Annotated in this window: 22 protein-coding genes and 1 pseudogene; 10 read left to right on the forward strand and 13 right to left on the reverse strand. The window is 47.9% G+C overall.

The genetic code is table 11. From position 1 onward, the window contains the following. Positions 1–7: 7 nt before the first annotated feature. Together IKG78_RS14815 and IKG78_RS14820 are read right to left on the reverse strand one after the other, a co-directional pair. A pseudogene (locus IKG78_RS14815) lies at positions 8–1,052 on the reverse strand (PDDEXK nuclease domain-containing protein). Positions 1,053–1,198: 146 nt separating this feature from the next. Then, a complete protein-coding gene (locus IKG78_RS14820) occupies positions 1,199–2,167 on the reverse strand; it encodes an ORF6N domain-containing protein (protein WP_290944841.1) in 969 nt (322 codons plus the stop codon). A gap of 794 nt (positions 2,168–2,961) precedes the next feature. On the opposite strand from IKG78_RS14820, the gene IKG78_RS14825 reads away from it, so the two are divergent. The 3 genes from IKG78_RS14825 (at position 2,962) to IKG78_RS14835 (ending at position 6,803) form a co-directional block, all read left to right on the forward strand. Beyond that, positions 2,962–3,969: a DNA cytosine methyltransferase gene (locus tag IKG78_RS14825; RefSeq protein ID WP_290944842.1), complete on the forward strand. Its 1,008-nt coding sequence runs from the start codon at positions 2,962–2,964 to the stop codon at positions 3,967–3,969. Positions 3,970–4,220: 251 nt separating this feature from the next. Beyond that, the gene (locus IKG78_RS14830; RefSeq protein WP_290944843.1) at positions 4,221–5,414 is read left to right on the forward strand and encodes an AAA family ATPase; all 1,194 of its coding nucleotides are present in this window, start codon (positions 4,221–4,223) and stop codon (positions 5,412–5,414) included. 6 nt (positions 5,415–5,420) lie between these two features. Then, complete coding sequence (locus tag IKG78_RS14835; protein ID WP_290944844.1) at positions 5,421–6,803, forward strand: LlaJI family restriction endonuclease; 1,383 nt, start codon at positions 5,421–5,423, stop codon at positions 6,801–6,803. Between the two features lie 8 nt (positions 6,804–6,811). Here IKG78_RS14835 and IKG78_RS14840 read toward each other — a convergent pair whose 3' ends face one another. The 8 genes from IKG78_RS14840 to IKG78_RS14875 form a co-directional block, all read right to left on the reverse strand. Continuing rightward, positions 6,812–7,972, reverse strand: coding sequence for an ATP-binding protein (locus IKG78_RS14840; protein ID WP_290944846.1), 1,161 nt, complete (start codon positions 7,970–7,972; stop codon positions 6,812–6,814). A gap of 107 nt (positions 7,973–8,079) precedes the next feature. Further along, positions 8,080–8,964, reverse strand: a complete 885-nt coding sequence (locus tag IKG78_RS14845) for a DMT family transporter (RefSeq protein ID WP_290944848.1) — start codon at positions 8,962–8,964, stop codon at positions 8,080–8,082. A 33-nt stretch (positions 8,965–8,997) separates the two neighbouring features. Beyond that, positions 8,998–10,329, reverse strand: coding sequence for an MATE family efflux transporter (locus IKG78_RS14850; protein ID WP_290944850.1), 1,332 nt, complete (start codon positions 10,327–10,329; stop codon positions 8,998–9,000). Further along, complete coding sequence (locus IKG78_RS14855; RefSeq protein ID WP_290944852.1) at positions 10,329–12,077, reverse strand: ABC transporter ATP-binding protein; 1,749 nt, start codon at positions 12,075–12,077, stop codon at positions 10,329–10,331. The genes IKG78_RS14850 and IKG78_RS14855 overlap by 1 nt, the downstream gene beginning before the upstream one ends. Next, positions 12,078–13,844: an ABC transporter ATP-binding protein gene (locus tag IKG78_RS14860; RefSeq protein WP_290944854.1), complete on the reverse strand. Its 1,767-nt coding sequence runs from the start codon at positions 13,842–13,844 to the stop codon at positions 12,078–12,080. Positions 13,845–14,019: 175 nt separating this feature from the next. Next, positions 14,020–15,477, reverse strand: coding sequence for an esterase (locus IKG78_RS14865; RefSeq protein WP_290944856.1), 1,458 nt, complete (start codon positions 15,475–15,477; stop codon positions 14,020–14,022). A 208-nt stretch (positions 15,478–15,685) separates the two neighbouring features. Further along, entirely contained in the window at positions 15,686–17,053 is a 1,368-nt protein-coding gene (locus IKG78_RS14870) for an SGNH/GDSL hydrolase family protein (protein WP_290944858.1), read from the reverse strand. 109 nt (positions 17,054–17,162) lie between these two features. Next, positions 17,163–18,860 carry a glycosyl hydrolase gene (locus tag IKG78_RS14875; RefSeq protein WP_290944859.1) on the reverse strand — a complete coding sequence of 566 codons (1,698 nt, stop codon included), beginning with the start codon at positions 18,858–18,860 and terminating at the stop codon, positions 17,163–17,165. Between the two features lie 166 nt (positions 18,861–19,026). Here IKG78_RS14875 and IKG78_RS14880 point away from each other — a divergent pair, with 166 nt between their 5' ends. Further along, positions 19,027–19,875, forward strand: coding sequence for a TIGR02147 family protein (locus tag IKG78_RS14880; protein ID WP_290944860.1), 849 nt, complete (start codon positions 19,027–19,029; stop codon positions 19,873–19,875). Further along, entirely contained in the window at positions 19,872–21,035 is a 1,164-nt protein-coding gene (locus IKG78_RS14885) for a hypothetical protein (protein ID WP_290944862.1), read from the forward strand. The genes IKG78_RS14880 and IKG78_RS14885 overlap by 4 nt, the downstream gene beginning before the upstream one ends. 15 nt (positions 21,036–21,050) lie before the next feature. On the opposite strand, the gene IKG78_RS14890 is transcribed toward IKG78_RS14885, so the two are convergent. From IKG78_RS14890 to IKG78_RS14900, 3 genes are read right to left on the reverse strand one after another with little or no spacing between them, the layout of a single operon-like run. Continuing rightward, the gene (locus tag IKG78_RS14890) at positions 21,051–22,142 is read right to left on the reverse strand and encodes an MBL fold metallo-hydrolase (RefSeq protein WP_290944864.1); all 1,092 of its coding nucleotides are present in this window, start codon (positions 22,140–22,142) and stop codon (positions 21,051–21,053) included. A gap of 7 nt (positions 22,143–22,149) precedes the next feature. Continuing rightward, the gene (locus IKG78_RS14895; protein WP_290944866.1) at positions 22,150–22,731 is read right to left on the reverse strand and encodes a flavodoxin family protein; all 582 of its coding nucleotides are present in this window, start codon (positions 22,729–22,731) and stop codon (positions 22,150–22,152) included. Between the two features lie 41 nt (positions 22,732–22,772). After that, positions 22,773–23,219, reverse strand: coding sequence for a MerR family transcriptional regulator (locus tag IKG78_RS14900; RefSeq protein ID WP_290944868.1), 447 nt, complete (start codon positions 23,217–23,219; stop codon positions 22,773–22,775). 147 nt (positions 23,220–23,366) lie between these two features. On the opposite strand from IKG78_RS14900, the gene IKG78_RS14905 reads away from it, so the two are divergent. From IKG78_RS14905 to IKG78_RS14925, 5 genes are all read left to right on the forward strand, one after another. Beyond that, positions 23,367–23,771, forward strand: a complete 405-nt coding sequence (locus IKG78_RS14905) for a hypothetical protein (protein WP_290944870.1) — start codon at positions 23,367–23,369, stop codon at positions 23,769–23,771. An 18-nt stretch (positions 23,772–23,789) separates the two neighbouring features. Then, positions 23,790–24,794 carry a DUF362 domain-containing protein gene (locus IKG78_RS14910; RefSeq protein ID WP_290944872.1) on the forward strand — a complete coding sequence of 335 codons (1,005 nt, stop codon included), beginning with the start codon at positions 23,790–23,792 and terminating at the stop codon, positions 24,792–24,794. 81 nt (positions 24,795–24,875) lie between these two features. Next, a complete protein-coding gene (gene tatA / locus IKG78_RS14915) occupies positions 24,876–25,073 on the forward strand; it encodes a twin-arginine translocase TatA/TatE family subunit (RefSeq protein ID WP_290944874.1) in 198 nt (65 codons plus the stop codon). Positions 25,074–25,182: 109 nt separating this feature from the next. After that, complete coding sequence (gene tatC, locus IKG78_RS14920; protein WP_290944877.1) at positions 25,183–26,100, forward strand: twin-arginine translocase subunit TatC; 918 nt, start codon at positions 25,183–25,185, stop codon at positions 26,098–26,100. Between the two features lie 54 nt (positions 26,101–26,154). After that, positions 26,155–26,717 (forward strand): AIR carboxylase family protein (locus tag IKG78_RS14925; RefSeq protein ID WP_290944879.1); only part of this gene is annotated, 563 nt, incomplete at its 3' end.

Below are 26,717 nucleotides of genomic sequence, written 5' to 3' on the forward strand. Positions count from 1 at the left end.
CGTTTTTTTACAGCCCCATCTCCTTCACTTCCTTAATCAAGAAGTTTTCCAATTGTTCCCGGTCAGGAAGCTGCAACTTGTATGTTGAGACAAACAACTTCTCGTCCATGCCGTTTAATACATACTGGACCATTTTCGGTCCTTTTTCTGTACAGAGCAAAATCCCGATCGGAGGATTATCCCCGTCCACCATCTCACAATCCTTGAAATAAGAGATGTAGGCATTCAGTTGTGCCGCGTGTTCAATGCGGAATTTGCCGAGCCTCAAAGCAAAACCCCTTGCCCATCTCCAACAGGAACTCCTGCAAATGGTCCATGATAGCCTGTTCCAATTCGGATTCGGAGAACGCATCCTTGACATTCAGGTCTAAAAAATCGAGAGTATATGCGTCCTTGACCGACAAGACTGCATTAACGTCGCCTTTTTCCACCCTTTGCAGCAACAGTTCCGGCTTTTTGCTGATTCCGCTCCTGAAATAGAGTTTCGTGTCGATTTGCCGACGAAGTTCTCGCACGCTCCATGTGCCTTTGATACATTCAAGTTCATAGAAGAACCTCTCCATAGGGTCGTCAATGGTCATTATTTCTTTAATATGCGAGAATGAAAGCCGAGTGACAAGCAATTCCGGCGGCGTTTCGAATTTGCGAGACGGCGTCTCGCAAATTGCCCCCCTAAGTTTTTTCTCAATTAAAGCCATTTTTTCGGGAAATAAGTCTATTCCCTGCAATCTGTGAGTCGCTGACTCACAAATCTGTGGATATTTCATGTAAAACATCCTGCATGCATTCAGTAACTGACGATCAAACCCCTTGATGGACAATTTGTCAGCCAAATTTTGCAATAAACGAGCACCGTACTTGGCTCGGTCGCACCCCTCTTGTTCATATTCAACTATATAGCAGCCGATAGCCCAATTTCGTATAGTCAGAAGCTGGTTTACGGCACCCTTGGCTACGGAACTTGTCGCATTATGGACGTCTTTTACCCGTTCCGCAAGGATTTCAAAAGTTGTTCCGTCGGCTTTACCGATAGGCGGTACACGCTTATTCATCTTCTACTCCAATCCGCCTACAAGCAAAAAAAGGCGGGGTAAAGTGTTCTCGACGCAAATATACATTCCTCGTGTGTCATATTATGACAATCGGCGATTTTTGCGGAAATTTAGGCAATTTTGACAAAAATCAACCCCGCAGAACTCTAATCCGCGTTGTTACCCTGTAATGCCCGACTTTCTTTTTTTCCCTGAATCTTCTGCGATTCCTTCAACACTTCGTCCAACGTGAAATCTTCCTGCGTAAAGAAAAACGTATTCTTGCCCAAATCCTTGAGCGAAGCCCCGAAGTGGTAGGCAGTATCGTCTATGAACAAGAATCGGTCGTGCATTCCGTAACTTGGCAAGACTTGCATCGGGCTGTCAGGATATTGTTCGTTGTAAGTGGCTAGGTCCATTTCAAGGACTTTGCTCTTGTCGTAGGTGTAAATAGTCACGGAAACGCTTTTTTCCCGCTTGAGCATCATGGTCAGAGTCTTCTCGGTCACGTACCTATCGACAAGGACGATTCTTTTTTTGGCTTGGCGAATCAGGTTACAGACAAATACATAGGCATCGAACTCCTGGTTGTTGTAAAATAAGCCCTTGGTTTTGAGCTCGCCCCTGTCCATCGCCTCAAAGAGAGAATCAATTTTGTGGTCATGATCTAAAAAACGGGCGTCTTGTTCCAAATCTTTTACTTCGACATTAGAAAGGCGATAGACAATTCCGCCATTTTGATATAAATACTGCCGCATGGCGACAAACGCATCCATGATTGCGATGGATACATTCACGGCAACCTTGCTTTTCAGGACGGATGAAAGCATGGCAAAGCCCTGTTCTGTAAAAACATAGGGTTTAAACCTGTCGCCGCCCCAACTTGAAATCACATTTTGTGATTTCAAGATGCCCAATTCGCCTTTTTCCAACTGGAAACAATATCTATCCGGGAAACGTTCTATATTTCGCTTGACGGCTTGATTTATCGCCCTAGTTTCAACACCGTATAATGTTGCAATATCACGGTCAAGCAGGACCTGCTTGCCACGAACAACCCGAATCATCTTTTCTACATCCAACTCCATAAGCGGGTTAAGTGCGATATCATCCGTTTTTTCGGTCTTTCTAGCCATCTTCTACTCCTTCCGCCTACAAGCAAAAAAAGTGGGGTAAAGTGTTCTCGATACAAATATATATTCTTCGAATGTCACATTATGACAATTGGCGATTTTCGCGAAAATTTTGACAATTTCAAGGAAAATCGACCCCTGCAGGCGGTTGAATTCTGCGTTTTTTTGCTTTTTTCTTGCCTTCCGAGCGTGGCGTCACCTTTTGACACCGGAATAATCTATATTTTGAATGAAAATAGAGTTTTCTCTTGTTCTCTATCTGAAATCTCGACAATTTCAACAACGAGAACAAGACGGACGCTCACGTCTGCGACAGGTCATCGCCTGCCGCATCGTTAGGTTACATAGCAAATTTGTATTTGTTTATGCCGCACGACCTTTTGGGGCGTGAGTTGTTTGTGTTTATTCGTTGTGGGCAGTCGAGAGCCTCAGATAGGTAAATGCATTCAACTCCACGCCTTTTTTGTTTCCGAAAAAGATTGGACAAGTGCAGAACAGGGGTGGACTCGCAGAGTTTAGCTCTTGTCCTCTATCTGGAATCTCGACAATTTCAACAACGAGAATAAGGCAATGACTCGCCATCGCCCGTGGATTGCATGGGCGTAGTGTACCCTGGGCGTACTGTATCCGCTCGGGTTTTTGCGGGTGTATTGTATTCTTTTGAAAAAGTCGCGCTTTTAGGCGAGGAGTGAGTCGGCTCCCCGCCGTTCTTTTTTTGCCCGCACCCCGGCCAAGCGAATCGGCTAGAACCGCTCCCGCGAGAGTGAACTCGTTCACTTTCAACACGGAGCGAAAAAATGGCACAGAAAAAAGCCGCAACAACCGAAGCCAAAATCCAAGAATTTCATCTCTTTGCAGGAATTGGTGGTGGTATTTATGGAGGTGAACTATTAGGCCACGAATGTTGTGCAGGCGTTGAAATCAGTGATTTTTGTCAGAAGGTTTTGAAACAACGTCAAAAAGACGGATGGATGAATCCGTTTGAAATTTACGGAGATCTTCGCGCATTAAATGGCAAAGAATTTAAAGGAAAATTTGATGTCCTGTGCGGAGGGTTTCCCTGTCAGGCTTTCAGTACTGCGGCCCATGGTAAAAATATCGCAGAGAAAAATCTTTGGGATGAAATGTTGCGCTTCGCCAAAGAATCTGACGCTCCGGTTGTTTTCGGTGAAAATGTTGTATTACGCGCTATTTCTAAAGCTAAGGAAGATTTAGAGTCCATTGGATATAAGGTCCAGTTTTGTCGTTTGAGCTGTTCTAATCTTGGAGCTGATCATCAGCGTAACCGTTTTTGGTTGCTAGCAGTCAAGAATCAGAAAGTTTTTGAAAAGATAAAAGACCACATCATTAGCCTTCCCAAATTTAAAGGTTCTTACTGGAGTAAGAATCCTGATGACCTTGGTGTAGATGTTCCTATTGCGGACCGCCGAGAACAACTGAAAGGAGTTGGAAACGCCCAATCGCCTTTTGTTGCTGCAAGTGCATTTAGGATTTTGGTAAATCGCCACATTGAAAATGGAACATATACTGAAGATGTTTCAGAAAAAGAAATATCCCAGGTTTTTGAAAAACAGAAAACTTGGATAAGGAAAACCTATGGTGAAGAGATGGGGTTAGTTCATACGCCAACTACGATGGCAAACTACTCTGCTCCATCAATGATGAAACATCAGGGATGTAGAAATTTCAAAGAGGTTTTTGGAAAACCGGCTCCAAAGAATGCTGAATACTTGATGGGGTTCCCGTTGGGAGCAAGTTCCCCTGAACCGCAGAAAAAAGAGAATCTCAAAAAGTGGGGTGCATGATGTTTTATAAAAGTGATGCGGATAGGTTGTTTAATCTATATGGATTTAATCAAAAACAAAAAAATGATGAGACCATAATCAATACTGCAAAAGCGTTTGATTCAAATGAATACATTGGTTCAAGCCGAAATAGATTAAACAGCGGAATTTTACGCAATCAATTCCTTTTACTTTTGAGCTCATTAAATGGGCGCCCTCTATCAAATCAAACTTTTTCGGGTGTTACACAGTTACGAGCTGATCAATATGTATTGGTTCACCAAAATCCTGAAAGCGAATTATGGGAAGTTTATCAAGGAAATTCTCCAAATAATCCACGGAAAATTTATGATGCAATAACGCTAAAATCTTTTTTTGACAGTATTCAAGAGAATGTTAACACAGTCATCAATGATACAAAAAAAGATGATTCGGCAATAAATAATATTTTTAACACGGATTCTCTGAATTTCTCTCAAATCATCTACTATGGTGTTCCTGGGTGCGGAAAGAGCAATAAAATCAGGGAGGATCTGAAGAACGTTCCTGAAAAGAACAAGGTTCGTGTCGTGTTCCACCCGGAATACACCAACGCCGAATTCATCGGTCAGATTTTACCGAAAGTCAACGGTCACGTCACCTACGAATTTACGCCCGGGCCGTTTACGCAAATTATCAAGCGGGCTTATCTCAATCCCAATGAACAATTTTACCTGGTTATCGAAGAAATCAACCGCGGTAATGCAGCGGCCATTTTCGGCGATACCTTCCAGTTGTTAGATAGGCTTAAGGCGGGAGAAACAGATTCTCTCGGCAATGACCCTGCAAATGCGACGGTAAACACGTTTACAGAAGGCTGGAGCCAGTATTTTGTCCAGAACGATGATGTGAACGCCTATATTCGGGGAACTGAAAATAGCATTCAGATTGGGAATATTCGCTTTGATTCGAATACGGCTATCCGCTTGCCGCCTAACCTTTCCATCTTGGCAACGATGAATACTAGCGACCAGAATGTGTTCACGTTGGATAACGCATTCCAGCGCCGTTTCGACATGGAACTGGTTCGCAACGAATTTGACCTCACTAAGCCTGCCGTCAAAACACAATACGAAGCGGAGATTGACGATACCGGTATTAAATGGGGACAATTCTGGGGATGGATCAACGCCAAAATTACGGCCACCCTCAAGGGTCTTTCCAGCACCGAAGACAAGCGGCTCGGAGTCTGGTTCGTGAGCAACGTGGGCGGCATTATTGACGACAAGGTCTTTGCCGAAAAGGTACTGAAGTTCCTGTGGGATGACGTTTTCAAGTTCAAGCGTCCGCAAGTATTTGCCGAAGGAATTGATACTCTGGAAAAGTTGATCAACTCCTTTGAAAAACCGTCTGAAGGAAAAGAACGCTTTGACGTTTTCAAGGACAAGGCGAATCTTGTCGCATTTGTAGCATCGCCAACGCTGTAATCCTTGATGCAAAAGCTAAACGAAATATGTTCCTGCGAATCTAAGGCGAATTCGGAGACCGAGTTCGTCGGCATTCGTTGCGAAAAAACAAAGGAAGGTGGTGTGCTAGAAACAAGCATCATCTTTCCCTTGGGATATTTCAAGGATGACTCGGCCTTGCGCGAGCTCCCCGAAGAAGAATTACGGGAATGCGTCGTCAATCTTTTTACGGTGCTTTCCGACCCTTCGCTGCAGGAACAAATTCATCAGGATTCGTCCATTTCCACATTCGCGGAGGAACATGGCGAATCTGAATTTCCGATGGTTTCGTACTTGAATGTTATCCGGAATTTTCTTGATTTCGGCTACCTTGACGAAAAGGAAATTCTGTACAAAAAGGGCGCAAACGGGAAGATCAGTTGGGGACGGACAATCAAGGCCGTGCAACCTGTCATTACCGAAGATGCCCAGAATCTCGTGTACCTAGATTTTATCGCCCGTAAAGTCAGTTATAACGAAGATACGCTCATTACGCAAGTCCACAAGTTCTGCGTTCATGACGCTCTTGTGAAACTCGGATTTTTATTCGGCATAGATCCGTCCGAAGAGCCGCAGTTGGATTTTGATTATGACCTGTTCTGCAACGCAATTCATTCCAAACTTGCGAAAACATTTAATGACCGTGATTTACGCTTGCTCGCCGATTTGGCCCGAATTGTGGAGTATCTTGCCGGGCATAAAACCGAAGACGGAAAAACGGCAGATGATTTTTATTTCGGGGTAAACAAGTTCGCCCCCGTGTGGGAGAAAATGATTGACAAAATTTTCGGGAAGTTGCCGCAGGGGGTTGCCAAGGATAAATTTAATCCGCATTTGAGATGGAATGACGGACGCCTCGATGAAAAACTTGATGAATCCGAAGAGGAAATAGTTCTGAACGACCCGAAACGTTCCACACTCCGACCAGATACGATAATGGTTATGGGGGAGGGTGTGTATATCCTTGATTCAAAGTACTACAAATACGGCTTGACTGGTTTCAATTCGCATTTGCCGGGGGCCGAATCCGTGTGTAAGCAGATGGCTTATGCGGAATATGTGGAAACGCGTCTAAAGGAGATCCCCGCCTTCGCGGGGATGACATCGCACGGGGTTTACAATGCATTCATTATGCCGTACTGTGCGGATGCTGGGAAATGGGATGAGATTGCCGCGGTCGCGGTGCTCCCTCGCAATGACGTTTATGCAATGAAACGCGTCGGTTACATCTATGGTGACTGGAAAAACGTGGAGGACGAAAACCGACCTTATCACAAAATCCGCTGCATTCTCCTCGACATGAAATCCGTCATGCGGAACTACGCAAACAACCCCACTGCGCAAAGTGAACTCGCGGAGTTGATCAGATAAGAGTCGGGTCAGACGACTGGCGCTATTTCTTTCCAGCTGATGAATTTCTGATTTTCGCCGTGGTATGAGTCTTCGCCTCCATAGACGACGCTTGTGTTAGAAAGCGGGATGCCCGAGACCTCGGCAAATTTTTTCAGTCCGTCGTAGAATTTCTGATTTTTTGTTTCGCCGGACTTGATTTCTATTGCGTGCAGTTCTCCGTCGGTTTCGCAAAGTAAGTCAACTTCATTCTGATTTGAATCTCGCCAAAAATAGAGTTGCGGTTCTTCGCCTTTGAACAAGGCGTTTTTCATGTATTCGGCAACTACGAAATTTTCAAAAATTGCCCCGCGTAATCCGCTTTTTTGCAGCTGTTTTTGATTAAAAATGTTCAACAGATTACACAGGAGCCCGGTGTCGCAAAAATAAATTTTAGATGATTTAACGACTCTTTTCGAAAAATTCTTATAGTACGGAGGGAGGCGGAGAAGTATAAAGCTTGCTTCAAGAATCGAAATCCAGGAGTTTGCAGTTGTGACGGATATCCCTGCATCTTTGGCGAGCGAAGCGACGTTCATTACGGAGCCCACATTTGCGGCGCATAACTTGAGGAAGCGCTTGAATGCGGCCATGTCCGTTATGTTTCGCAATAGGCGTACGTCCCGTTCGACATACGTCTGCAGGTATGATGTAAAGTATTCCTTTGTCGTAACTTTCTTGTCATAGAGTCTTGGGTAGCACCCTTTGAGCAGAAACTCGTCTAGATCGCTAGGAAGTTTGTCGGCCTCCCGTAATTCATCGGCGGAAAACGGGAAAAGTTTGAGGACGCTTGTGCGGCCGGCAAGGCTTTGCGAGATGCGTTCCATTAACAGAAAATTGTGCGAACCGGATAAAATAAATTGCCCGCATTGGTCATGAGAATCCACGATTGTCTGTAGATAAGAGAACAAGTCCGGAACGCGTTGCGCTTCGTCTATAATGCATTTTGTTCCGCATTCTCTTAGAAAACCGCGAGGGTCGTTTTCGGCAAGTTGGCGGACATCGGGGTCTTCTAGCGAAATGTATTTATAGTCTGCAAAACATGACTTCAGCAATGTAGATTTGCCGCTTTGCCTTGGTCCCGTCAACGTTACCACGGGAAATTTCGTCGCCACATCTAGAATTGTATCTGAAATTGCCCTTTTTATCATAAAAACGCCCTTTTTTTTTTAATATAGCATATTTTTTATGAAAAAGCAATAGTCTAGTTTATGAAAATCATATAGTCCGATTTATGAAAATCATATAATCAGGCTATTTATTTTCGTTTTTTTTGCAAAAGCGTATCGTAAACCACGAAAATGGTTCCGGCAATCATGACCAGGAACGCGACAATGTATTGTAGCGTGATTTTTTCGTTCAGGAGCACGACGGAAAAAAGGACGCCGATAAAGGGCGCGAATGCGTAAAAGGCGCTGGTCTTTGCGGCTCCCAGGTATTTTTGTGCGCGGATGTAGGTGAAAATGCTCAGGCCGTAAGCCACAAAGCCGAGCAGCAGGGCGAGCGGGATGTATTTTACGGCAAAGTTCATTTCGCCTGTGGTAAGCGAAACGACGATGGAACCGATTCCGGAACAGAGGCCTTTTATGGTCACAATCTGGTATGTGCTTTTGTTTGAAATTTTGCGGGTGCAGTTGTTTTCTAGCCCCCAGCAGATGGTCGCGCCGAGAACGAAAATGGAACCGATCGAGAAATTGAATTCATCGGCATTTTCAAACGAGAGAATGAAGCTGGATGTCGTTATAAATAAAATCGAAATCCACAAACGCGTAGACACCTTTTCTCTAAAGATGAACAGCGCAATCAGCGTTGTCGCGACGATTTCGAAGTTCCCGAGCAGGGAGGCGTTGCTGGATGTTCCGTACTTGACGCCGAACATGAGCAGTATGGGGGCGACAATGTCGAGCAGGACCATGCCTAGCGTGTAGGGAAAATCTTTTTTGCAGAGCCGATCCGATTGAGGCTCGCGCCTAACATGGAATAGGTAGAGGATGCCAATGCCGATCCCCGCACCAATATAGAGCAGTCCCGCCATGAATACGGGCGAAATGTGGGCCAGCAGCATTTTGGAGCAGGGAACATTCAGTGCATAAAATGCGGCCGCCGCTATAGCATAACCAATCGCAATGACATTCTTGTCCATGATTTAAATGCAGAATTTTGCGTGAATACCAAATCAACAGTAACCATATTTTTTACGGAAGGCCACGACGCAGATTGCAGTAACCGCAAACGAGGCGATTTCAGCGACAGCGCACGAACTCCAGATGCCGTCAAGCCCGAAGAAAATGGGGAGCGCAAGCACGGCGATGATTTCGAACACGAATGTCCGCAAGAACGATATGAGAGCCGAAACTAGGCCGTTGTTCAGGGCCGTAAAGAAAGAGGAACCCGCATAGTTCGCGCCCATCAGCAAGTAGGCGAATGAATAGATGACGATGCCGTGGCGAATCATTTCGAATAAATTTGGATCGTAGCCGCCGAAAATTTTTGCCAAAGGTAACGCTAGTGCTTCTGACGAGGCTGTGAGCACGACACCCGCAACCGCAACAATCACGCAATCCATACGGAATAGATTCTTGAGTTCGCTTGTATTGCGGGCTCCGTAATGGTAGCTTATGATGGGAGCACGTCCAAACGAATAGCCTGTAAAGAATGTCGAAAAAATGTAGCTTACATACATGATTGCCCCGTATGCGGCAACGCCCGTATCTCCGGCAATTCTGATGAGCTGGAAATTGTACAGCATGCTTACAATGGACATGGCGATATTTGTAACCAGCTCGGAGACTCCGTTCGAGATGGCCTTCGACAGCGCGCGGGCATCGAAAACGGGTTTCACGATTCGGAGGGGAGTCTTGTTTCGCGAGAGGAAAAATACGAACGGGGTGAAACCTCCGACGGACTGACCGATAACGGTCGCCAAGGCCGCTCCGGAAATGCCCCATTCCAAAACGACAATGAACAACAGGTCCAGTACAATGTTTGTGATGCCCGCTAAAACCGTAAGCGCAAAACCCAGCTTAGGCTTTTCTGCCACAATCATGAAACAGTAAAAGAGATGCTGCGAAACGAAGGCGATTCCGCCAAGGGCAGCAATGCGCCCGTAACGAGTCGCCTGCGAAAGGAACTCGCCGTCGGCACCCAGAAATGCGGCTAATCCTTCCATAAAATAGGATGCCGTGATACTTGCGGTAATTCCGTAAGCGATTGTCGCATACACGATTGTTGAAAATGCCCTGTTCGCTTTTTCGTTATCGCCTTCGCCGAGAAATTTTGCGACGAGCGCGCTGCCGCCGGCCCCCATCATCACGCCGGGAGCGGCAATAAGCATAAGGACCGGCATGACGAGGTTTACGGCAGCAAAAGAAGTCTTTCCGACAAAGTTCGAGACAAATGCAGCATCGACAATGCTGTAGATGGTGGTAAAAAACATTGTCAAGATAGACGGAAAGACGAAGCGAAGCAGCCTCCCGTAAGTGAAATGGTCCGAAAGTTGAATCTGCATTACAGTTTCCAGCTGACGGCTTCGCGGCGGGAATCGATGAACCGGGCATAGATTCCGCCGTTCTTCACGAGTTCTTCGTGCTTGCCCTGTTCCACGATGCGGCCCTTGTCTAAGACGATAATCTGGTCGGCGTGGCGCACGGTTTTTAAGCGGTGCGCGATCATGATGACCGTCTTTTCGCGGGTCAGTTCCTGGATGGCGAGCATCAGGTCGCGTTCATTTTCCGGGTCCACGTTCGCGGTCGCTTCGTCCAGAATGATGACCGGAGAATCCTTCATGATGGCGCGTGCAATCGAGATGCGCTGGCGTTCACCGCCGCTGAGGCTTGCGCCGCCTTCGCCAATGACCGTGTTGTAACCGTCGGGGAGTTTTTCGATAAAGTCGTGGCAGCAGGCTTTCTTGGCGGCTTCTACGACTTGCTCGTGCGTGGCGCTCGGATTCCCGAACTTGATGTTGTTTTCAATCGTATCGCGGAACAGATACACGTTCTGGAACACGAAACTGAAATTCTTCATGAGGCTATCCATGCTGTAATCTTGCACGCGGTGGCCTCCCAAAGTCACGGAACCCGCGTTCACGTCCCAGAAGCGCGAGAGCAAATGGCAAAGCGTCGTCTTGCCGGAGCCGCTTGGGCCCACGATAGCCGTAGTCGTCTTTTCGGGAATGGAAAGCGTCACGTTGTCAATGATTTTGCGCTTATCGTAAGCGAAATCGATACCGTCGGCCTTGATGTCGTGATTGGCGGGGGCAATTTCTTCGCCATCGATGTCCATGGTGGGCTTGTTCAAGATATCGTTTGCGCGGTTCACGGAGATATCAACGGCACGGAGGAGCGCTGCGTAGCTACCGCCCAGTTCCAAGGCTGCAAAAAGCATGAAAGAGCACACGAGCATGATGGCACAGTTGGCAAGTTCCATGGAGCCGTTCAGGTAGAAATGAATCGAGAACATCATGATGGCAACCCCGGTGAGCTTGGCGACGAATGTCTGCAAGTTCGAAAGCGGGACGCACTTGAGTTCCATGCCAATGTTCGCGCGGGTGTTCCTGTCGATGATTTCGTTCAGTTCCTTGGAGCGTTTACCGGTCATGTTGTAGGCCTTGACTTCGGCGATTCCCTGGATGTATTCGAGGACCTTTTCGACCACCTTGCTGTCGGATTCCACTTTTTCGTGAGAAACGGCGCGGACGTTCATGCGCATGAGCGTGTTGATGAACTGGAAAATCGCAAAGCCGATGGTCGCGACAATCGCAATTCGCCAATCGAAAAAGGCAATCATCACGATGATGAGAATTGTGTCGAGAATGCCCTGCGTGACCATCATGACAACGCGTGTTGCCACATCGCCAAGCTGTTCCATGGTGTTGGTGGTGACGGAGGTGATGTAACCGAGGCTGTTCTTGTTGAAGTAGCCCATGGGCAGGTAACGCAGGTGTTCGGCGATTTCGATGCGCTTGGAGGCGCAAGTACGGTAGCCGCCTTCGGTTTGCCACATGCTCATGACGCGCTTGGTAACGGTTGCGCCGATAAGGCTTGCCACCATGATCCCAAGCGAAAGCCAGACGGTGTCCATGGTAAACGGCGCTTCGCCTTGTACGTGGCGAATGACGCCCTGCATCATGACGGCCATGGCTCCGATGCGGAGTGCCATGAAGAAGGAATTGAAGATTCCCACGATGATAGAGCCGTAGAATTTGCGACGATTTTCCGCATTGCAGAAGTTAAAGAATTTAATGAGAGTATCGAACATTTATGCATCCTCCTCGGAATCCTTGGCACTGATGTGGGCCTGCCACATGGACTTGTAGAGACCGCCCTTTTCGAGCAGTTCCTGGTGCGTGCCGCAGCTGTCGATGTTGCCGTCCTTGATGACGTAGAGCTTGTCGGCGTCCTTGACGGTCGAAAGGCGGTGTGCGATGACGATGAGCGTTTTGCCTTGCACGAGCTTTGCCACGGATTTCTGGATGATGGCTTCGTTTTCGGGGTCGGTGTAGGCGGTTGCCTCGTCCAAAATGACGATGGGGGCGTTTTTCATCATGGCGCGGGCGATGGCGATGCGCTGGCGCTCGCCACCGGAGAGGTGGGCGCCCGAGCCACCGACAATCGTGTCGAAACCGTTTTCAAGACTCATGATAAATTCGTAGCAGCCGCTTTGGCGCGCCACCTCTTCGACTTCGGCATCCGATGCCGAAGGCCGCCCGAGCCGAATGTTTTCGCGGACGGACATGTCGAACAAGAAATTGTCCTGTGAAACGTAGGCGATGCGGCGGTTATATTCTTCGAGTGAAAGGTCTCTGATGTTTACGCCGCCGATTTCGATATCGCCGCTGTCAACGTCCCAAAGCGAGGCGATAAGGCGTGCAATCGTCGATTTGCCCGAACCGCTCGGTCCCACGAATGCGGTAAAGCTTCCTTCGGGGAGAACCATGTTGATGCCGTGGAGAATTTCCTTCTTTTCTTCGCCTTCGATTCCCTTATGATAGCTAAAGCGCACATCTTTCAATGTGATGGAATTGTCAGCGGGTTTGCGCTTGTCGATCGCGGGGCGCGCAAGTTCCTTCATTTCGAGCACCGAGCCGACTTCGCCGAAAATGACGCCCGCCTTGCTGATGTCGTCACTGTAACTCATGATGGTAAGGAGCGGCATCATGATACTCACCGAAACGATGATGACGGTGATAAAATTGACGGCCGTAATGGAACCGTTGTAATAGAAGTAACCGCCGAACGGCAACACCGTCAATAGCGTGGCAGGAGCGACCGTGATGGCAAGGGCGTGCGGCCAAATGCAATTGCGCATCCATTCGACAAAACAGTCGCTCCCTTCTTTTGCTGCTACAACAAACTTGTCGTAAGACGATTTTGACTTGCCGAACGCCTTGATGACTTCGATGCCGTTAATGTATTCAACCGCGGTGTCGTTCAGGGCTTTCGTTTTCTGGATAGAATTATCGAACCACTTTTGTGCCCCGCTGAACATGAACGCCATCGCAATCATGCCGATCGGAAGCGTTGCAAGCGAGGCCAGGCCCATGCGCCAATCGATATGGAAAAGATAGACGAACATGAGCACAGGGAGAATCAGGTTCGAGGTAAATTCCGGGACTACGTGCGCAAGCGTCGTTTCCATGCTGTCGATGCGTTCTACCAGGATGTTCTTGAGCGCGCCCGAGGGCATGTCGAGAACAGAACCCAGCGGCACACGCGATAGCTTGTCGCAAAGGTCCTTGCGGATGTTGCCGAGAACGTTAAACGTCGCTACGTGCGAAAGCGTCGTCGAAATGCTGTGGAACAGGACATTCCCGAACCAGAACGCCGCAATAATCAGGCATTCCTTAAGATATACATCCCAGTCGCGCACGCCCGAAAGCAGCTCGCGTACGATGTTTGCGATAATGATGTAAGGAGCGATTCCGCAAGCGACGCGCAAGAGCGCAAAGAAAATGCTTGCGATGTAGTATTTTTTCTTGTTTTTGGCAAACAGAAAAATCCAAGAGAGCAGAGATTTCTTTTTCATAGCGTTTCCTCCCAAAAGGACTGAACCAAATTTTGGAAAAATACGCTTTTATTTCTACTCCAAATGGATTTTCATTAAACCATTTGGAGTAGATTTTTTTTGCTTATTTCTTAGTTTGTGGCTGAAAAAGCACATTTTGGCATACTGGACATCCGATTCTGAATGGCTTTACCCGTTAGAATTTGTTAAAAAAATCCCATGTGGCCTGCGGAACCCAGGATTGCTGTTGGCCGGGGTCCTTGTGGTCCCAAATGTGACCGCCACTTTGCGTGCACCAGCGAACAGGGAATCGTTCCTCGACAGTCGTGTAGTCGTAGCACTTGTGCGGCGCGTTGCGCTGGGCTTCTTCGGCACGTTCGTTTTTCGCCTTGCCGCCTTCGGAGTTGAGCGTTAAGATGATGTCGCGCGCATTCCGGCCCATTTCGGGGGTACACATACCATCATCGAGACCGAGTACGCCCATCCAACCGATTCCCATTTTCTTGCGCTGCGGGAGCCAGATGTTGCGTTCTGCAGTTTCATAAACCGCTACTGCGCGGAGCACGTCCTGGTGGTTCCACGAAAGGCCATTGCTGAACATGGCTCCATAGCTGAATCCTATAGAAAATACACGGCTAGAATCAATGCAGAAGTTGCCTTCGAGGTACGCGAGGAGTTCGTCAAAAAGGAGGTAATCATCTTGTCCCCAGGGCAGCTGATTGCCATTGCCTTCGGGTGCGACGAAAATTGCAGTTTCGTTCTTGTCAATCCATTTGAGGCCGTGATAGCCTTCATCCTGCACGGCGCTTGCAGAACCGCCCATGCACTGCATTCCGAAAATGAGTTTGTACGGTTTATTCTTGTCATAACTTTTCGGCATGTCAATGCGCACGGTTCGCATGCCTTTACTCCATCTGAAATCAATGTAGGGCTTATTGCCACGGTACTTGTAATCGAGTTTAGTGTCTTTGCCGCAGCCACGAGTCGGCACCGGATCGTTCTTTAGGCCCCATCCATATTCATACTGCGGTTGCGGTGGAACCGTTTTCTTGAGTGTAAGCGCAAGATTCGTGTCGAGATTGTCGAGTTTTACATTGAGAGTGTCGAATCCGTCAGCAACGACGCGTAGGTTATCCGAGTCCCCTGCTTTTAGAAGAGCCTTGGCGCTAGATTGCTCGCCAAATGTTGTATTAAAGCTTCCGTCGGCTGTGAACTTGAAATTTTGCTGTGCCGAACCAACGTGGACGCGGGCGACATACACGCCCTTCGCTTTCACGGTCGCTTTCATGTCAACCATTCCCGAGCCGTACATTTTTTCGTTCAGCAAGCGATTTCCGACCATGTCAAAAATTTGTACCAGTACTGGAGTGTTTGCACCTTGCGAAAAAGAAAGGATCCCGTTATTTACAGAAAGATATCCGACATCAATCCTGTTTGCTATCGCTTGCATCTCCTCGTCTTGATGGATTGTGAATGCGCCGGATGCATCTGTTTTGGTTTTGAGCCCTTTTTGAATAAGTGAAATGTCTGCACCCTGAACAGCCTTGCCGCTATTGTCGTTCACTGTTCCTGTCAGGGTAAATGCGTTTGCTGCCATAACCGAAATCATTAGAATTACGCTAAAAGGTAATCCGCTCCATAGGACTTTTTTCATATAAGCTACTCCTTTTTTATTTTTCTTGTCCCTCCAAAAAAATACTCTTGAAAAGAGGTTTCTTTCACATGTAATTTTTATTTCGTGGACAACATTGTCCACGAATCTAAGTACGTGACTGGCTAAAAACAAAAATAAGATTCGCATCTTTGAATGCAAATCTTATTTTGTCTAACATTTCAGGAGGATAGGCTGAAACTTATTTAATCTATTTCACTACGATAGGGGAGGTAAAGCGAAATCCTTTGCCATGAATGACTGTGATGTATTTGCCGACCGGCAAATTTTCGAATGTCACTCGACTTGCAACAGAATTCTTTTGTGCGGTAATCTGTCCTGTTGCAGAGATTAAGATTACCGTAGCGGAATTTGAAGAGATTTTTTCGAAAAAAAGGTTTTTCCCTTGCGTATAGACTACAGGTGACGTAAATTTTACTTTGTTGTACGATTTTATGGTTGTCGTGCTGTCATCAACGGTCTTGCAATCTTTGCAAACTGTGTCTTTTTCGGCGTATAACGGAGCAAGTGCTTGTGCCCATAAGTGGTGCATTGCTTGTCCTCCGCCATTTGCATTTGGGTGGACTCCATCACTTCCAAGTAGTTCCCGATGTTTCGAAAAATAGCTGTAAAAATCTGGACCTTCAGGGAGCTTGTTGTCTTTTGTTAATTTATCTACCGCTTTTAAAAACGCGGGATTGACTTGCCAGCCCGCTTTGGCGGAATCCGTAGCGATAATTCGTGAGATAATGGGTGTGATACCATGCGCTTTTGCAGAATCAATGATTGTCTGCATGTTTTTCACAAAAGTGTTCAAGTTCCAATCGCCGCCGCCCCATGCATCGTTTGTTCCCATTTCAATCGCCCAATATTTCACATTTCCTGCGTATTCAAGATATTCAGGTAAATGAGCGACGACTTCGGTGCTATTGATGCAACCGATACCTCCACGCAGCATTGCGGGCGTATATTCCGGGAACCTTGCGTGTATCAACTGAGCTGTGGTTGAGTCTGTATCTTGCTGCTTAATTCCCATTTGGCTAATGCTTGTGCCCATGAAAAACCAAGTGTCAGTGCCGCCTTGGCTCATGTCAAACGCCTCTATTTCGAGAATTTGTCCAACATCCTTGTCGCTCACGAACTTGAACCATGACTTGCCTGCAAAATCGATTGTCACGCCGCGAGCCATTACAGGATTGTTCTTGATGGTAGCGGCAATCTCCCAATCGCCATCGGTGCCATTTGTCGAATTCGCTGAAGTCAATACTTTGAAATTGGACAACGCAACGCCGCTGTGACCGCATCCACTGGTAAAATTCGTCGCCCAAGCGCAGTCGCCGTACGATTCCCAGGTTACGAATAACTTTGAGGGTCCTACACCCACGTTCAAAGCGATTTCTTTCTCGCTGCTGCTTTTCCAATTGGTGAGGTATCCGTCAGTCAAGTAATCTGTTGTTTTTGTTCCTGTATGTGCAGGAAGCCCGCCCGAAACTAACTTGTTCGGCGTTATGGAGTTAGCAGTCCCAAGGCCGATAATTGCCCAGATAGCGATTGATGTTGCGACAGTCATGCTTTTCATCGGATTGTTTCCCATGTGCTTTTCAAATTAAAAAGGGCGACGCTCCAAAAAAACTCCAAACCTTACAAAACTCTCTTTTTTTTGTCGCGCCGCCCTACACCCAACAATTTTATTTCTTGAAATACACTGTATTCACAATGAGATTTTGAATCTTTTTACGCACAACGTAGCGGCCTTGCGGAAGTCCTTGCGTGGTGATGCCTAAGTAATGGCCGTTCAAGTCAAAAATCCCGACGGTGGTCGCAGTACCGGCCATGCGTGGCAAGGTTACGATACTGATGGTACTCGTGTCAGGCTTGGTAATTGAAGTGTCAGGTTTCGTTGCCGAAGTATCGGGGGTGGTATTCGCTGTGTACTTGTCCCAGCCAGGCATGTCTTCGAGGGTGATAATGCGTTCGTCATTCATGTTGCTCTTCCATACGCCATCTTTTGTTTGGCCGGGCCAAGTCCCGCTCCAAGTGCTGTACCACGGCATCCACCAACTCCATACGGCTTCGTCGGTATGCATGTTGTTCACATCGGGAATGGGGCCGTTTTCGCTGAGAGCTATAATTTTCGTGCTTTTCGAGGCGTTCTTGAATTTGTCAAAGGCACTTGCGTTACTGGAATGGTCGTTTGCGCTGTTGTAGATGTCGATGGAGAGAACATCATAGTATTCGCTACCTGGATTCCAAGAGGTGACAGTGCTTCCTTCAGGGTTATAGACCCAAATCATGTTTTTTACACCCTTGACTTTGACCATGCGGTCATAGACGAGTCGATAAAGGGCTGCAAACTGTTCTCCGGAATTGATACTCCACCAGAACCACTTTCCGCCAGCTTCATGCAAAGGGCGAAAGATTCCCGCTACACCTTCTTTCTGCAATTCAAGGAAGTAATCGGCGATGTGGTCAATGTCGGCTACGATTCCTTTGTAAGCAGCACTTTCGGTATTCCATTCAGTGGTGCCTGGCTTGAAACCTGTAGAGAAATCGAAATCGGTGTATTCGCCTCCGTTTGCTGCACTTTGGATATAGAAGGCGTCTTTCTTGTCCAGAGGATCTTTCCAGTGCCAAGTGAATGCTGGGATGCCGCCCGCTTTCCAAAGGCCTTTCGCGATGGAAATTGCCTTGTCCGTGTATTCCTTGTTCCAACTTTCGTTTGCCTTCGGACCGCTTGCAAACAAGAAATCTAAACCGACAAGAGCCGGGTACTTTCCTGTGCGCGTGTAGGTGTATTTCACGTCGTCGTGCGTCTTGAAGTCGGCTCCCATGGTGTAACCGCTCATGTCGCCGGTCATCATACCGCTAATCGTTTTTTTGCCAAAGTTTTCTCGCAAAAAACTGTAGAGTTTGACGGCACTTTCGGTGGCATTTGGGGTAACTGGCGTTGCGGATATTTTGAAAGGGGAGGATTGATAAGGTTCGACATCGATATAGTCAACGCTAATCCAGCCCCAGTATTTCTCAATAGAGATTGTGTTTGTCCCGGCTTTAAGTGTAGCGACTGTCGTGACATCCGCCCATGAAGTAGTGGCGTTAAAGTCGATGGTGCCTGCGGTTGCGCCGTTTACTTTCAAGTAGTTTGCTTTGAAATCTCCGGCCTTGTAATGGATGGTTACTTGGTACTTGCCCGCACTCTCTGCGGTGACACCATTAAAAGAAATATTTCCTTCTTGTAAGTCGGCATAACCCGTTCCTGAAACTCCGGATGCGTTGACATTTTTTGCTCCTCCGGAAAGAGTTGCTGATTCGGCTTCGTACTTAGTGGCAAACGCCATACTCGAAAGAGCTAGGACCAAAACAAAAACGCTTTTTCTATAAATCATAAGGGATCCTCCATTCCACGAAATTATATTCCCCAAGTATATTTATCAATTATTTTTTTTAAATGGTGTGGACAAAAATGTCCACGAAATGTATATTTTTTTTACGAGACGTCAGGAAATGAAACGATTTTTCAAATAGGGTCATTTTATATCCGGCGAGAGCTTTATGTTTGCAAAAAACAAAATCAACATCTACGATTATTCGGACTACCGCAAGTTCCTGCAAGAGTTCTATGAACTCGAAAAATCACTGGATTCCTCGTTCAGTTATCGAGTGTTTGCTGCGGCGGTTGGCATGGACGCAAGCCTGCTTTTGAAAATATTGCAGGGTAAACGCCACATTTCTCCGAAATGCATAGATGTTTTCGTTAATTTTTTCCATTTCAAGGATGCCAAGGCGGAATACTTCCGCGAAATGATTGCTTACGGCAAGGCGAAAAACGATGAAGATGTGCGTAGCCATTTTGAAACGCTTCAAAAAATGCGACCTGCAGCTTGCCGAGAACTCGACGAAGCCCGGTACCGCTATTTTCAGCAATGGTATTATCCGATGATCCGCTCGGCGCTCGATGTATTCAATTATCGCGGTACACAAGATGCTGCCGCCCTTGGGGAATGCTGCATTCCAAAGCTTTCCGCTTCGCAAGTAGAAAACGCTGTCGATGCTTTGTTGCAGCTCGGACTTGCTCGCGCCAACAAGGATGGTCGTGTGGTTCCGACCGACGCTCATCTCAAGACTATGGAACACTGGCTGAGCGCTTGTATTAGCGACTATCAGAGCAGTATCGCGGATCTGGCTGGCAAATCCATCCAAAACACACCCAAAGAAAAACGCGACATCAGCACGCTCACGATGGCTCTTGATTCGCAACAAATTGATAAAATTCGTGAAATCCTCGCCAAAACGAGAAAAGCCATCGTAAACGTAGTCAATGCGATGCCTCCGCAAATTTGCGATAGCGTTTATCAGTTAAACTTTCAGTTATTTCCGATGATGAAAAAGGAAGAACAATGAAAAAAGGTATGGAAACTTCGTTTTGTGTTTCGTTTTGCGTCTTGCTTTGCCTGTCGCTGTTTTTAGGTTGTTCAGAAAGCAATACCGCAGGTGCCACAAGTGAAACGACAAACGGAATAGCCGTCATGGTTGTTGACGGTTCAAACAAGCCTTTCGTTCATGCGCAAATGAAGGTATATTCGAAAGACGCCTTCTCAGTCGTTGACAGTGCCCTTTCTGATTCAAGCGGACGAGTTTCTTTCTACGATAGTCTCGGTGTCTGTGCAGGCGGAGATTGCTTTGTGGAGGCTCTTGCGGGTGAAGATTCCGCATTCATGAGCTGGTCATCAGTCAATTTCGCCGACTCTTCGGTTCAAGAAATTGCGTTACTGCCCTCGGCATCGCTCATCGTACGTACTGGCGTTTCTGCTCAAGAAAATAGCAGCCTGTCAGAAGATGTCAAACTGGAATCGACTCCCTATTTTGCAAAACGCTCCGGTAGCGAGTACGTATTTGCACATGTGCCAGCTGGACTCTTTACCATTGTTGCCGGGGACTCGTCCATTGCAGAAGTGTCGCTCAAACCAGAGGACGCTGCGGACATGCTTGTTCCTGTTCCGGGAAAGTCTGTCGAATACGTTTTCGAAGACTTTGACGATGGCGATAACTTGAACAACCTTGCTAAAACTTATCCCAATTATGGCTGGTATTTTAACGCCGTTGGCAAAGCGAATTTCACGGTCCCCGATAGTGCAGGTGGTTTCACATCTGCATTAAAAGAAGATAAAGATTACGGAAAATATCTAGCTCTTAAGTTTGCGATTGATTCGGGCTTCGTTTTGTTAGGAACGCATCTCGGACTTGATACAGGATTTTTCGACCTGAGCAATCTCACAGCGATTCGCCTTACGGTGCGAGGCGACTGTGAATTGAACATTGCTTTGGAGCATTACCGCGAAGTGGGAGAGAATGCCTTCAAAAAATCGTTATGGACGGCCAAAGCGACCGAAAATTGGAATGAAATCATTTTGCACCCCGGTAGGGAAGTTCTTGAAGAGAGTTCCTATCAAGTGGAGTGGAATGAGATTTCTCACGAAATCGGTCTATTCAGCATCTTTATGAGAAGCGGAACTTATCTAGAAGTTGACAAAATCGTGTTTGAAGGAGTCGATTTCAAATAAGATTTTTTGTCCGTATTATTCCAAATAAACAACTTCGCCCATTTGCGGCATAAGCATAGGTTTTCCTGATTCCTGAGCGGCGCGTTTCGCGTTTTCGAGCGGTTCAAAATACGTATGGTAACCCAAGCAGAACTTGGAATGGTGAACCGTCATGTAGCGGTCTGCATTCAAGTCCAGCATTTCTTTACTGAGCTGTTCGGGCAAGGTATGAATTTGGTTCCAATCTTCATTGTACTGCCCGTTCTCGAGAATAGCGAGGTCAATATCTGCAAATTTTTCGCCAATCTTCTTGAAATGCCCGCCATAACCGCTATCACCGCCAATCCAAACGCTACGTTTCGGCGTCTTGAACACAAACGATGACCAGAGCGTTTTATTCGGCCTTACTCCACGACCCGAAAAATGCCTTGCCGGAGTCGACGTCACATTAAAACCTTCACTCAGATCGGTAGAATCCCACCAATCGAGTTCCACAAGTTTCTCGACGGGGTAACCCCAGTATTCAAAATGTTCACCCACACCAAGCCCCGTCACCACACACTTTACGCGTGGTTCGAGTTCCTTCACGGCCTGATAATCCAAATGATCCCAGTGATCGTGTGAAATCACCAGGTAATCGATATCCGGCATGTCGGCAGGTTTGTAAACATCTGTTCCCTTGAACATCTTGTTCACAAAGCTTACTGGCGAACCCTGATAAAACACGGGATCCACAAGAATCTTTTTCCCGGATAAATTCATCAAGTACGAAGAATGTCCAAACCATACAATCCAATCGCGGTCCTGCGGCAGCGATTTCAAGTCCGTTTTGACGACCGTCAGCGCTGTATCGGGAACGGTTTGCGACCTTTTGCCGAACAAGAATTCAAGCGTCGATTCAAACAAGTTCTTATCGCCCGTCATTGTGACAGTCTTTTCGTCATTCACGAACTTTTGACCATCGTAATGCGGTGACTGTTTGATGCGTTCAAGGCGTTTGCCTTGCGGAATACGCCCAAATTTTGCCTGGTTCAGGAACAGCACGCCAACGGTTCCCAGAATAAAAAGGGTCGATAAAATAATCGCCGTAATCATGAGTTTCTTGTTCTTCGCAAAACGCAAGCGCATCGTTTTTTTAGCGGATAAAGTTCGTGAAAATTTTCTTTTCGGCTACAGGCTGTTCAACACCCGCCTTCTTGCCCGCTTCGATGCTCTTCAAAATCCACGCCATGTTGCGGCCCAGTTCCTTCATAATTTGCACGCCTTCCTCGTCCTTCAGCACGTCTTCGGGGCTAGAGCCGTGAACCATGTTCCAGTAGCGCGATGCCACCATGGGTTGCTGTGCAAATGCTGGGTACTTGTTCAATGCATCGAGAGTGGCGCTAGTCCCTGCACGGCGGGCAGAAGCAACCGTTGCGGCAGGCTTAAAGAGCAGTTCCGCTTCGGCAACGCCGTAAAGCCTGTCCAAGAACATCAACATTTCACCGCTGGGGGAGGCGTAATAAACTGGAGAGCCATAGACGACGGCATCGGCTGTTTTAAGGATTTCCTTGGCTTCGTGAACCACGGCATCGGTTTCGCCCTTTAGCACGCGGCCACCCACGAAGAAAATTTCCGTCTCGATGCCTGCGGCCTTGAGTTCGCCTGCCACGAGGCTCAGCGCTGTATAAGTGCAGCCTTTTTCACGACGGCTGCCATTGAATAAAATAACCTTCATAATAAATTCCTTTGTTGTAAAAAAGTTTCTTTATTAAAATTCTACTTGTCAAAATCGTCCGGGGACTCGAACAACTTTTTCTTCAGATGCTTGAACCGTCTTTCGTTGGTGGCGACATCCAGGTTGCCCACCCGAACGGCTTCCCGATATAGAAGTTCCTTAAAGCGGATCTTGTTCATGACCACTGTAAGGCGGGCCATTTCCTTTTCAAGAATCTTGCGGCGGTTTTCAAAAAGGGACAGCCTTTGGGAAAGCGTTGAATCGCCCTCGTTGAACCACTCGATGTATTGGCGGATTTCCTTGATTTGTAATCCCGAATCCTTGAGACATTCAATCATGGTAAGCCAGCGAAGGTCTTCGTCGCTGTAGGCACGCATTCCCGAGGCGTTTTTCTTAACAAAGGGAAGCAGGCCCTCTTTTTCGTAGTAGCGTAGGGTATGGGCCGAAAGCCCGGTTTTCTTGACGACATCGCCTATGGAGTAACTCATATTAACAAAATATAATTATTTTCGTCCAAATGATAGAGTTGGAGTCAACTCTAAATAATTTTTTTCAATTTTTTTCACAAGGAACCGACACCTAGAGTAAACTCTAAGTATTATATTTCTTATAGAACATTTTCAAAAGGAGATTTTATGTGCTGTTTTGTCGTGCCCATGGCCGAAGCTGTCGTCACCACCATAGCAACCCTCGTGTTGCAGCAGACCGACAAGTCCAAAAGTGAATCCAGGAACCTTAAAGCCGCTGTTTCTGGTGCTCCGCAGCCCTTCTATAAAAGTTTGCGTCTGCTTGCCCGCATGCTCTGGCTTGTGACGGGCGTCCTGATTATCGATCACGCCATGAACGGAGAACTCATGTGGAGTTACCCCTTCTTTACCGCCGCCACAAGCCCCGAAGGGGTTTCCGAGATGGTGCGGGAAATGTCAACGGTAGGCGTAGCCATGTCGGCATTTATCACGTCCGTATGGGCAGTGATGATTATCGCACGCAAGTACAAGGCCCAATCCCTCGCCAAGGCCGAGGTTCACACCAACCACTAACCACTAGCCACTAAACTTATGGACAGAAGAGACTTTTTAAAAACCGCAGGCGCAGCAGCACTCGCTTCCGCCGTATTCACACCCGCTTTCGCGAAAGGGAAATCCATGGAACAGAAGGAACCCGGAAAGGACGTTTCCAACGTCTATTTCACCAAGGACCTGAGTGCAGCAGGCCTCATCAAGTTGTACAAGAAAATCAACGAGGGCATTAACGGTCGTGTCGCCATCAAGCTCCACACCGGCGAAAAGAACGGCCCCAATATTCTGCCCCGCGAATGGGTCAAGGAATTCCAGGCACAGGTTCCCAACTCCAAGATTGTGGAGACCAACACCTGGTACGAAGGCGACCGCTACACTACCGAACAGCACCGCGAAACCCTCAAGGTGAACGGCTGGACCTTCTGCGATGTAGATATCATGGACGAAGACGGCGAAGTGATGCTCCCCGTAAAGGACGGCCTCATTTTCAAGGAAATGTCCATGGGCGCACACATCAAGAATTACGATTCCATGATTGTGCTGACTCACTTCAAGGGCCACGCCATGGGCGGTTTCGGCGGCTCCATGAAGAACATCGCCATCGGTTGCGCGGGCGGACGCCTGGGCAAGAAGATGATTCACGAATACGTGAAGGGCGGCCCCACCAAGATGGAAGCGGGCGGCACGGCAGGCTGGAAAACCAGCGGAGCCCTGTTCATGGAAACCATGGCCGATTCCGCAAAAGCAACCTGCGACTTTTTCAAGGGCCACATCTGCTTTATCAACGTGCTGCGTCGCATGTCTGTAGATTGCGACTGTGCAGGGCTTTCTGCAGCGGAACCCAAGTGCCGCGACATCGGCATTCTCGCCTCCACAGACATCGTGGCTGTGGACCAGGCCAGCGTTGACATGGTCTACAAGCTCCCGCCCAAGGAACTTCACGACCTCAAGGAACGCATCGAGACCCGCGAAGGCCTGCACCAGCTGCCCGCCATGGAAAAGCTGAAGATGGGTAACCGCAAATACAGAATTATCGAACTGTAGCCTAGTTCGCGATGGTGCCGTAGATAATTTTTCGTCACCGTCACGGATTATGGTATATTTCTAAGAAAAGGCAGGTAAAATATGTCCCTTGGAATTCCAGAAATAATCCTGATTGTGGTCGTGGTGCTCCTTTTGTTCGGGGCAAAGCGCATTCCTGAACTCGCACGTTCTCTGGGCAAAGCCCAGAACGAGTACAAGAAGGCCAAAGACGCCCTGAAGGAAGAAGCCGAAGACCTGCAGAAGACGGTGGAAAAAGCCGCCGAGAAAAGTGATCAGTAAACAGTGGTTAGTAAGCAGTGATTAGGCCGTCAGACCGTAAATAGGAATGCCGATATCAAGATGTCTTTTTTTGCATATCCTAATCACTAACCACCAACCACTAACCACTATGACAAGCAAACAGGATCAAGAGGCTACGCTGATTTCGCATTTGGAAGCGCTCCGACGGGCGCTTTTGCGTTCTATTGTCGCCCTTGCCATCGGCATCGTGCCCCTGTTCCTTGTTTCGCCCTACGTTCTGGACTGGTTCTGTAAGCAAATCGCCCTGCAGGGCGGGCTCACACTCCACTACTTTTCCCCCATGGAAGTGTTCCTGCTGCAGCTCAAGATTTCTGCTCTCCTGGACTGCGTGCTGTTTTCGCCCTACATCGCCTGGAACATGTGGCAGTTCGTGCTCCCTGCTCTATACGATAACGAGAAACGATTCATCCGCTCCATCGTGGTCATGACCAGCGGGCTGTTTATCGCAGGCGTCGCCTTCTGCCTTGTCGTCTGCTTCCCGCTGATTGTGCAATTCGGCATGAGCTTTGCAAGCACTACCCTACAGCCCGTATTTGGCATCTCTAACCTGGTAACACTCGCGCTCTGGCTTTCGCTTGCGTTCGGATGCATGTTCCAGTTCCCGCTGGTGACCTACGCGCTTATCCGTGCGGGCATCGTGAATTACGAAACCGTCTGCAGCAAGCGCCCCTACGTGGTGGTCGCGATTCTCGTGCTCGCTGCGCTGCTCACCCCGCCCGATATCGTGAGCCAGCTGATGCTCGGCACACCCACATACCTGCTCTTTGAAACTGGACTGCTCGCAGCAAGACGGTACAAGGGACGCACGCAAAAAGAGGTCCATCCCGAAAACGCCCCGAACATCGCGCCGCGAGATTCGACAGCAACCGCGCCGGAAACCGAGACGGTGGAAACCACAGCGACGAAAGCCGAATCTCCCGCAGTCGACGACATCGATTTCGCGGCACCTTCTTCCAAGTTCCAGGTCGGTGCCGAAAAGGACGCCGACAACTGGAAACCTTATTGATTTTTAGAAAAATTTATTTGCCTTAGAGTCAACTCTAAGTGATATATTAGAAGTATGAAAAAGTTTGTCTCAAAAGATTCCTTTGAAGACCTCGGTTTTGCCAAGCTGGACGTGAGCCGCGAATCGCGCACAGGCACCAGCGAGGCCGTTTATTGCGCAGGCAAGACGTCTGAACAGCTCCTGAAAATTCTTAGAACGTTCCGGGACAAAGGCTGCCGCGTATTAGGAACCAAATGCAGCAAGGAACAGGCGGAATTCATCGCAAATGCAGGTGAGAAAATCTGCTACGACGAACTTTCCCGGACGATTTCGTTGGCAGATGAAATGCCTGCCAGGCAAAAACGCGGTCGCTCTGGCGGCAAGACGGTGCAAAAACTTGCAAAACTTGGGCCCGTGGCCGTATGTTGCGCAGGAACGGCGGACCTGCCTATCGCCGAAGAAGCCGCCAAGACGCTGGAATTTAACGGCGTGAAGGTCGTGCGCCAGTACGACGTAGGGATTGCGGGGCTGCACCGCCTACTTTCGAAGGTGGAGGACATCCGCAAGGCTTCGGTGGTTATCGCCGTCGCCGGAGTGGAAGGCGCGCTCCCCGGCGTGATTACCGGACTCGTGAAAGC

Source organism: Fibrobacter sp. (assembly GCF_017545445.1).
In the GTDB taxonomy this organism is placed as follows: domain Bacteria; phylum Fibrobacterota; class Fibrobacteria; order Fibrobacterales; family Fibrobacteraceae; genus Fibrobacter.

What these genes read in the sequence shown, in the direction of transcription:
- IKG78_RS14820 (WP_290944841.1), bottom strand. Translation starts at nt 2,167, where the DNA reads ATGGCTAGAAAGACCGAAAAAACGGATGATATCGCACTTAACCCGCTT.
- IKG78_RS14825 (WP_290944842.1), top strand. Translation starts at nt 2,962, where the DNA reads ATGGCACAGAAAAAAGCCGCAACAACCGAAGCCAAAATCCAAGAATTT.
- IKG78_RS14835 (WP_290944844.1), top strand. Translation starts at nt 5,421, where the DNA reads ATGCAAAAGCTAAACGAAATATGTTCCTGCGAATCTAAGGCGAATTCG.
- IKG78_RS14840 (WP_290944846.1), bottom strand. Translation starts at nt 7,972, where the DNA reads ATGATAAAAAGGGCAATTTCAGATACAATTCTAGATGTGGCGACGAAA.
- IKG78_RS14845 (WP_290944848.1), bottom strand. Translation starts at nt 8,964, where the DNA reads ATGGACAAGAATGTCATTGCGATTGGTTATGCTATAGCGGCGGCCGCA.
- IKG78_RS14850 (WP_290944850.1), bottom strand. Translation starts at nt 10,329, where the DNA reads ATGCAGATTCAACTTTCGGACCATTTCACTTACGGGAGGCTGCTTCGC.
- IKG78_RS14855 (WP_290944852.1), bottom strand. Translation starts at nt 12,077, where the DNA reads ATGTTCGATACTCTCATTAAATTCTTTAACTTCTGCAATGCGGAAAAT.
- IKG78_RS14860 (WP_290944854.1), bottom strand. Translation starts at nt 13,844, where the DNA reads ATGAAAAAGAAATCTCTGCTCTCTTGGATTTTTCTGTTTGCCAAAAAC.
- IKG78_RS14865 (WP_290944856.1), bottom strand. Translation starts at nt 15,477, where the DNA reads ATGAAAAAAGTCCTATGGAGCGGATTACCTTTTAGCGTAATTCTAATG.
- IKG78_RS14870 (WP_290944858.1), bottom strand. Translation starts at nt 17,053, where the DNA reads ATGAAAAGCATGACTGTCGCAACATCAATCGCTATCTGGGCAATTATC.
- IKG78_RS14875 (WP_290944859.1), bottom strand. Translation starts at nt 18,860, where the DNA reads ATGATTTATAGAAAAAGCGTTTTTGTTTTGGTCCTAGCTCTTTCGAGT.
- IKG78_RS14880 (WP_290944860.1), top strand. Translation starts at nt 19,027, where the DNA reads ATGTTTGCAAAAAACAAAATCAACATCTACGATTATTCGGACTACCGC.
- IKG78_RS14885 (WP_290944862.1), top strand. Translation starts at nt 19,872, where the DNA reads ATGAAAAAAGGTATGGAAACTTCGTTTTGTGTTTCGTTTTGCGTCTTG.
- IKG78_RS14890 (WP_290944864.1), bottom strand. Translation starts at nt 22,142, where the DNA reads ATGCGCTTGCGTTTTGCGAAGAACAAGAAACTCATGATTACGGCGATT.
- IKG78_RS14895 (WP_290944866.1), bottom strand. Translation starts at nt 22,731, where the DNA reads ATGAAGGTTATTTTATTCAATGGCAGCCGTCGTGAAAAAGGCTGCACT.
- IKG78_RS14900 (WP_290944868.1), bottom strand. Translation starts at nt 23,219, where the DNA reads ATGAGTTACTCCATAGGCGATGTCGTCAAGAAAACCGGGCTTTCGGCC.
- IKG78_RS14905 (WP_290944870.1), top strand. Translation starts at nt 23,367, where the DNA reads ATGTGCTGTTTTGTCGTGCCCATGGCCGAAGCTGTCGTCACCACCATA.
- IKG78_RS14910 (WP_290944872.1), top strand. Translation starts at nt 23,790, where the DNA reads ATGGACAGAAGAGACTTTTTAAAAACCGCAGGCGCAGCAGCACTCGCT.
- tatA (WP_290944874.1), top strand. Translation starts at nt 24,876, where the DNA reads ATGTCCCTTGGAATTCCAGAAATAATCCTGATTGTGGTCGTGGTGCTC.
- tatC (WP_290944877.1), top strand. Translation starts at nt 25,183, where the DNA reads ATGACAAGCAAACAGGATCAAGAGGCTACGCTGATTTCGCATTTGGAA.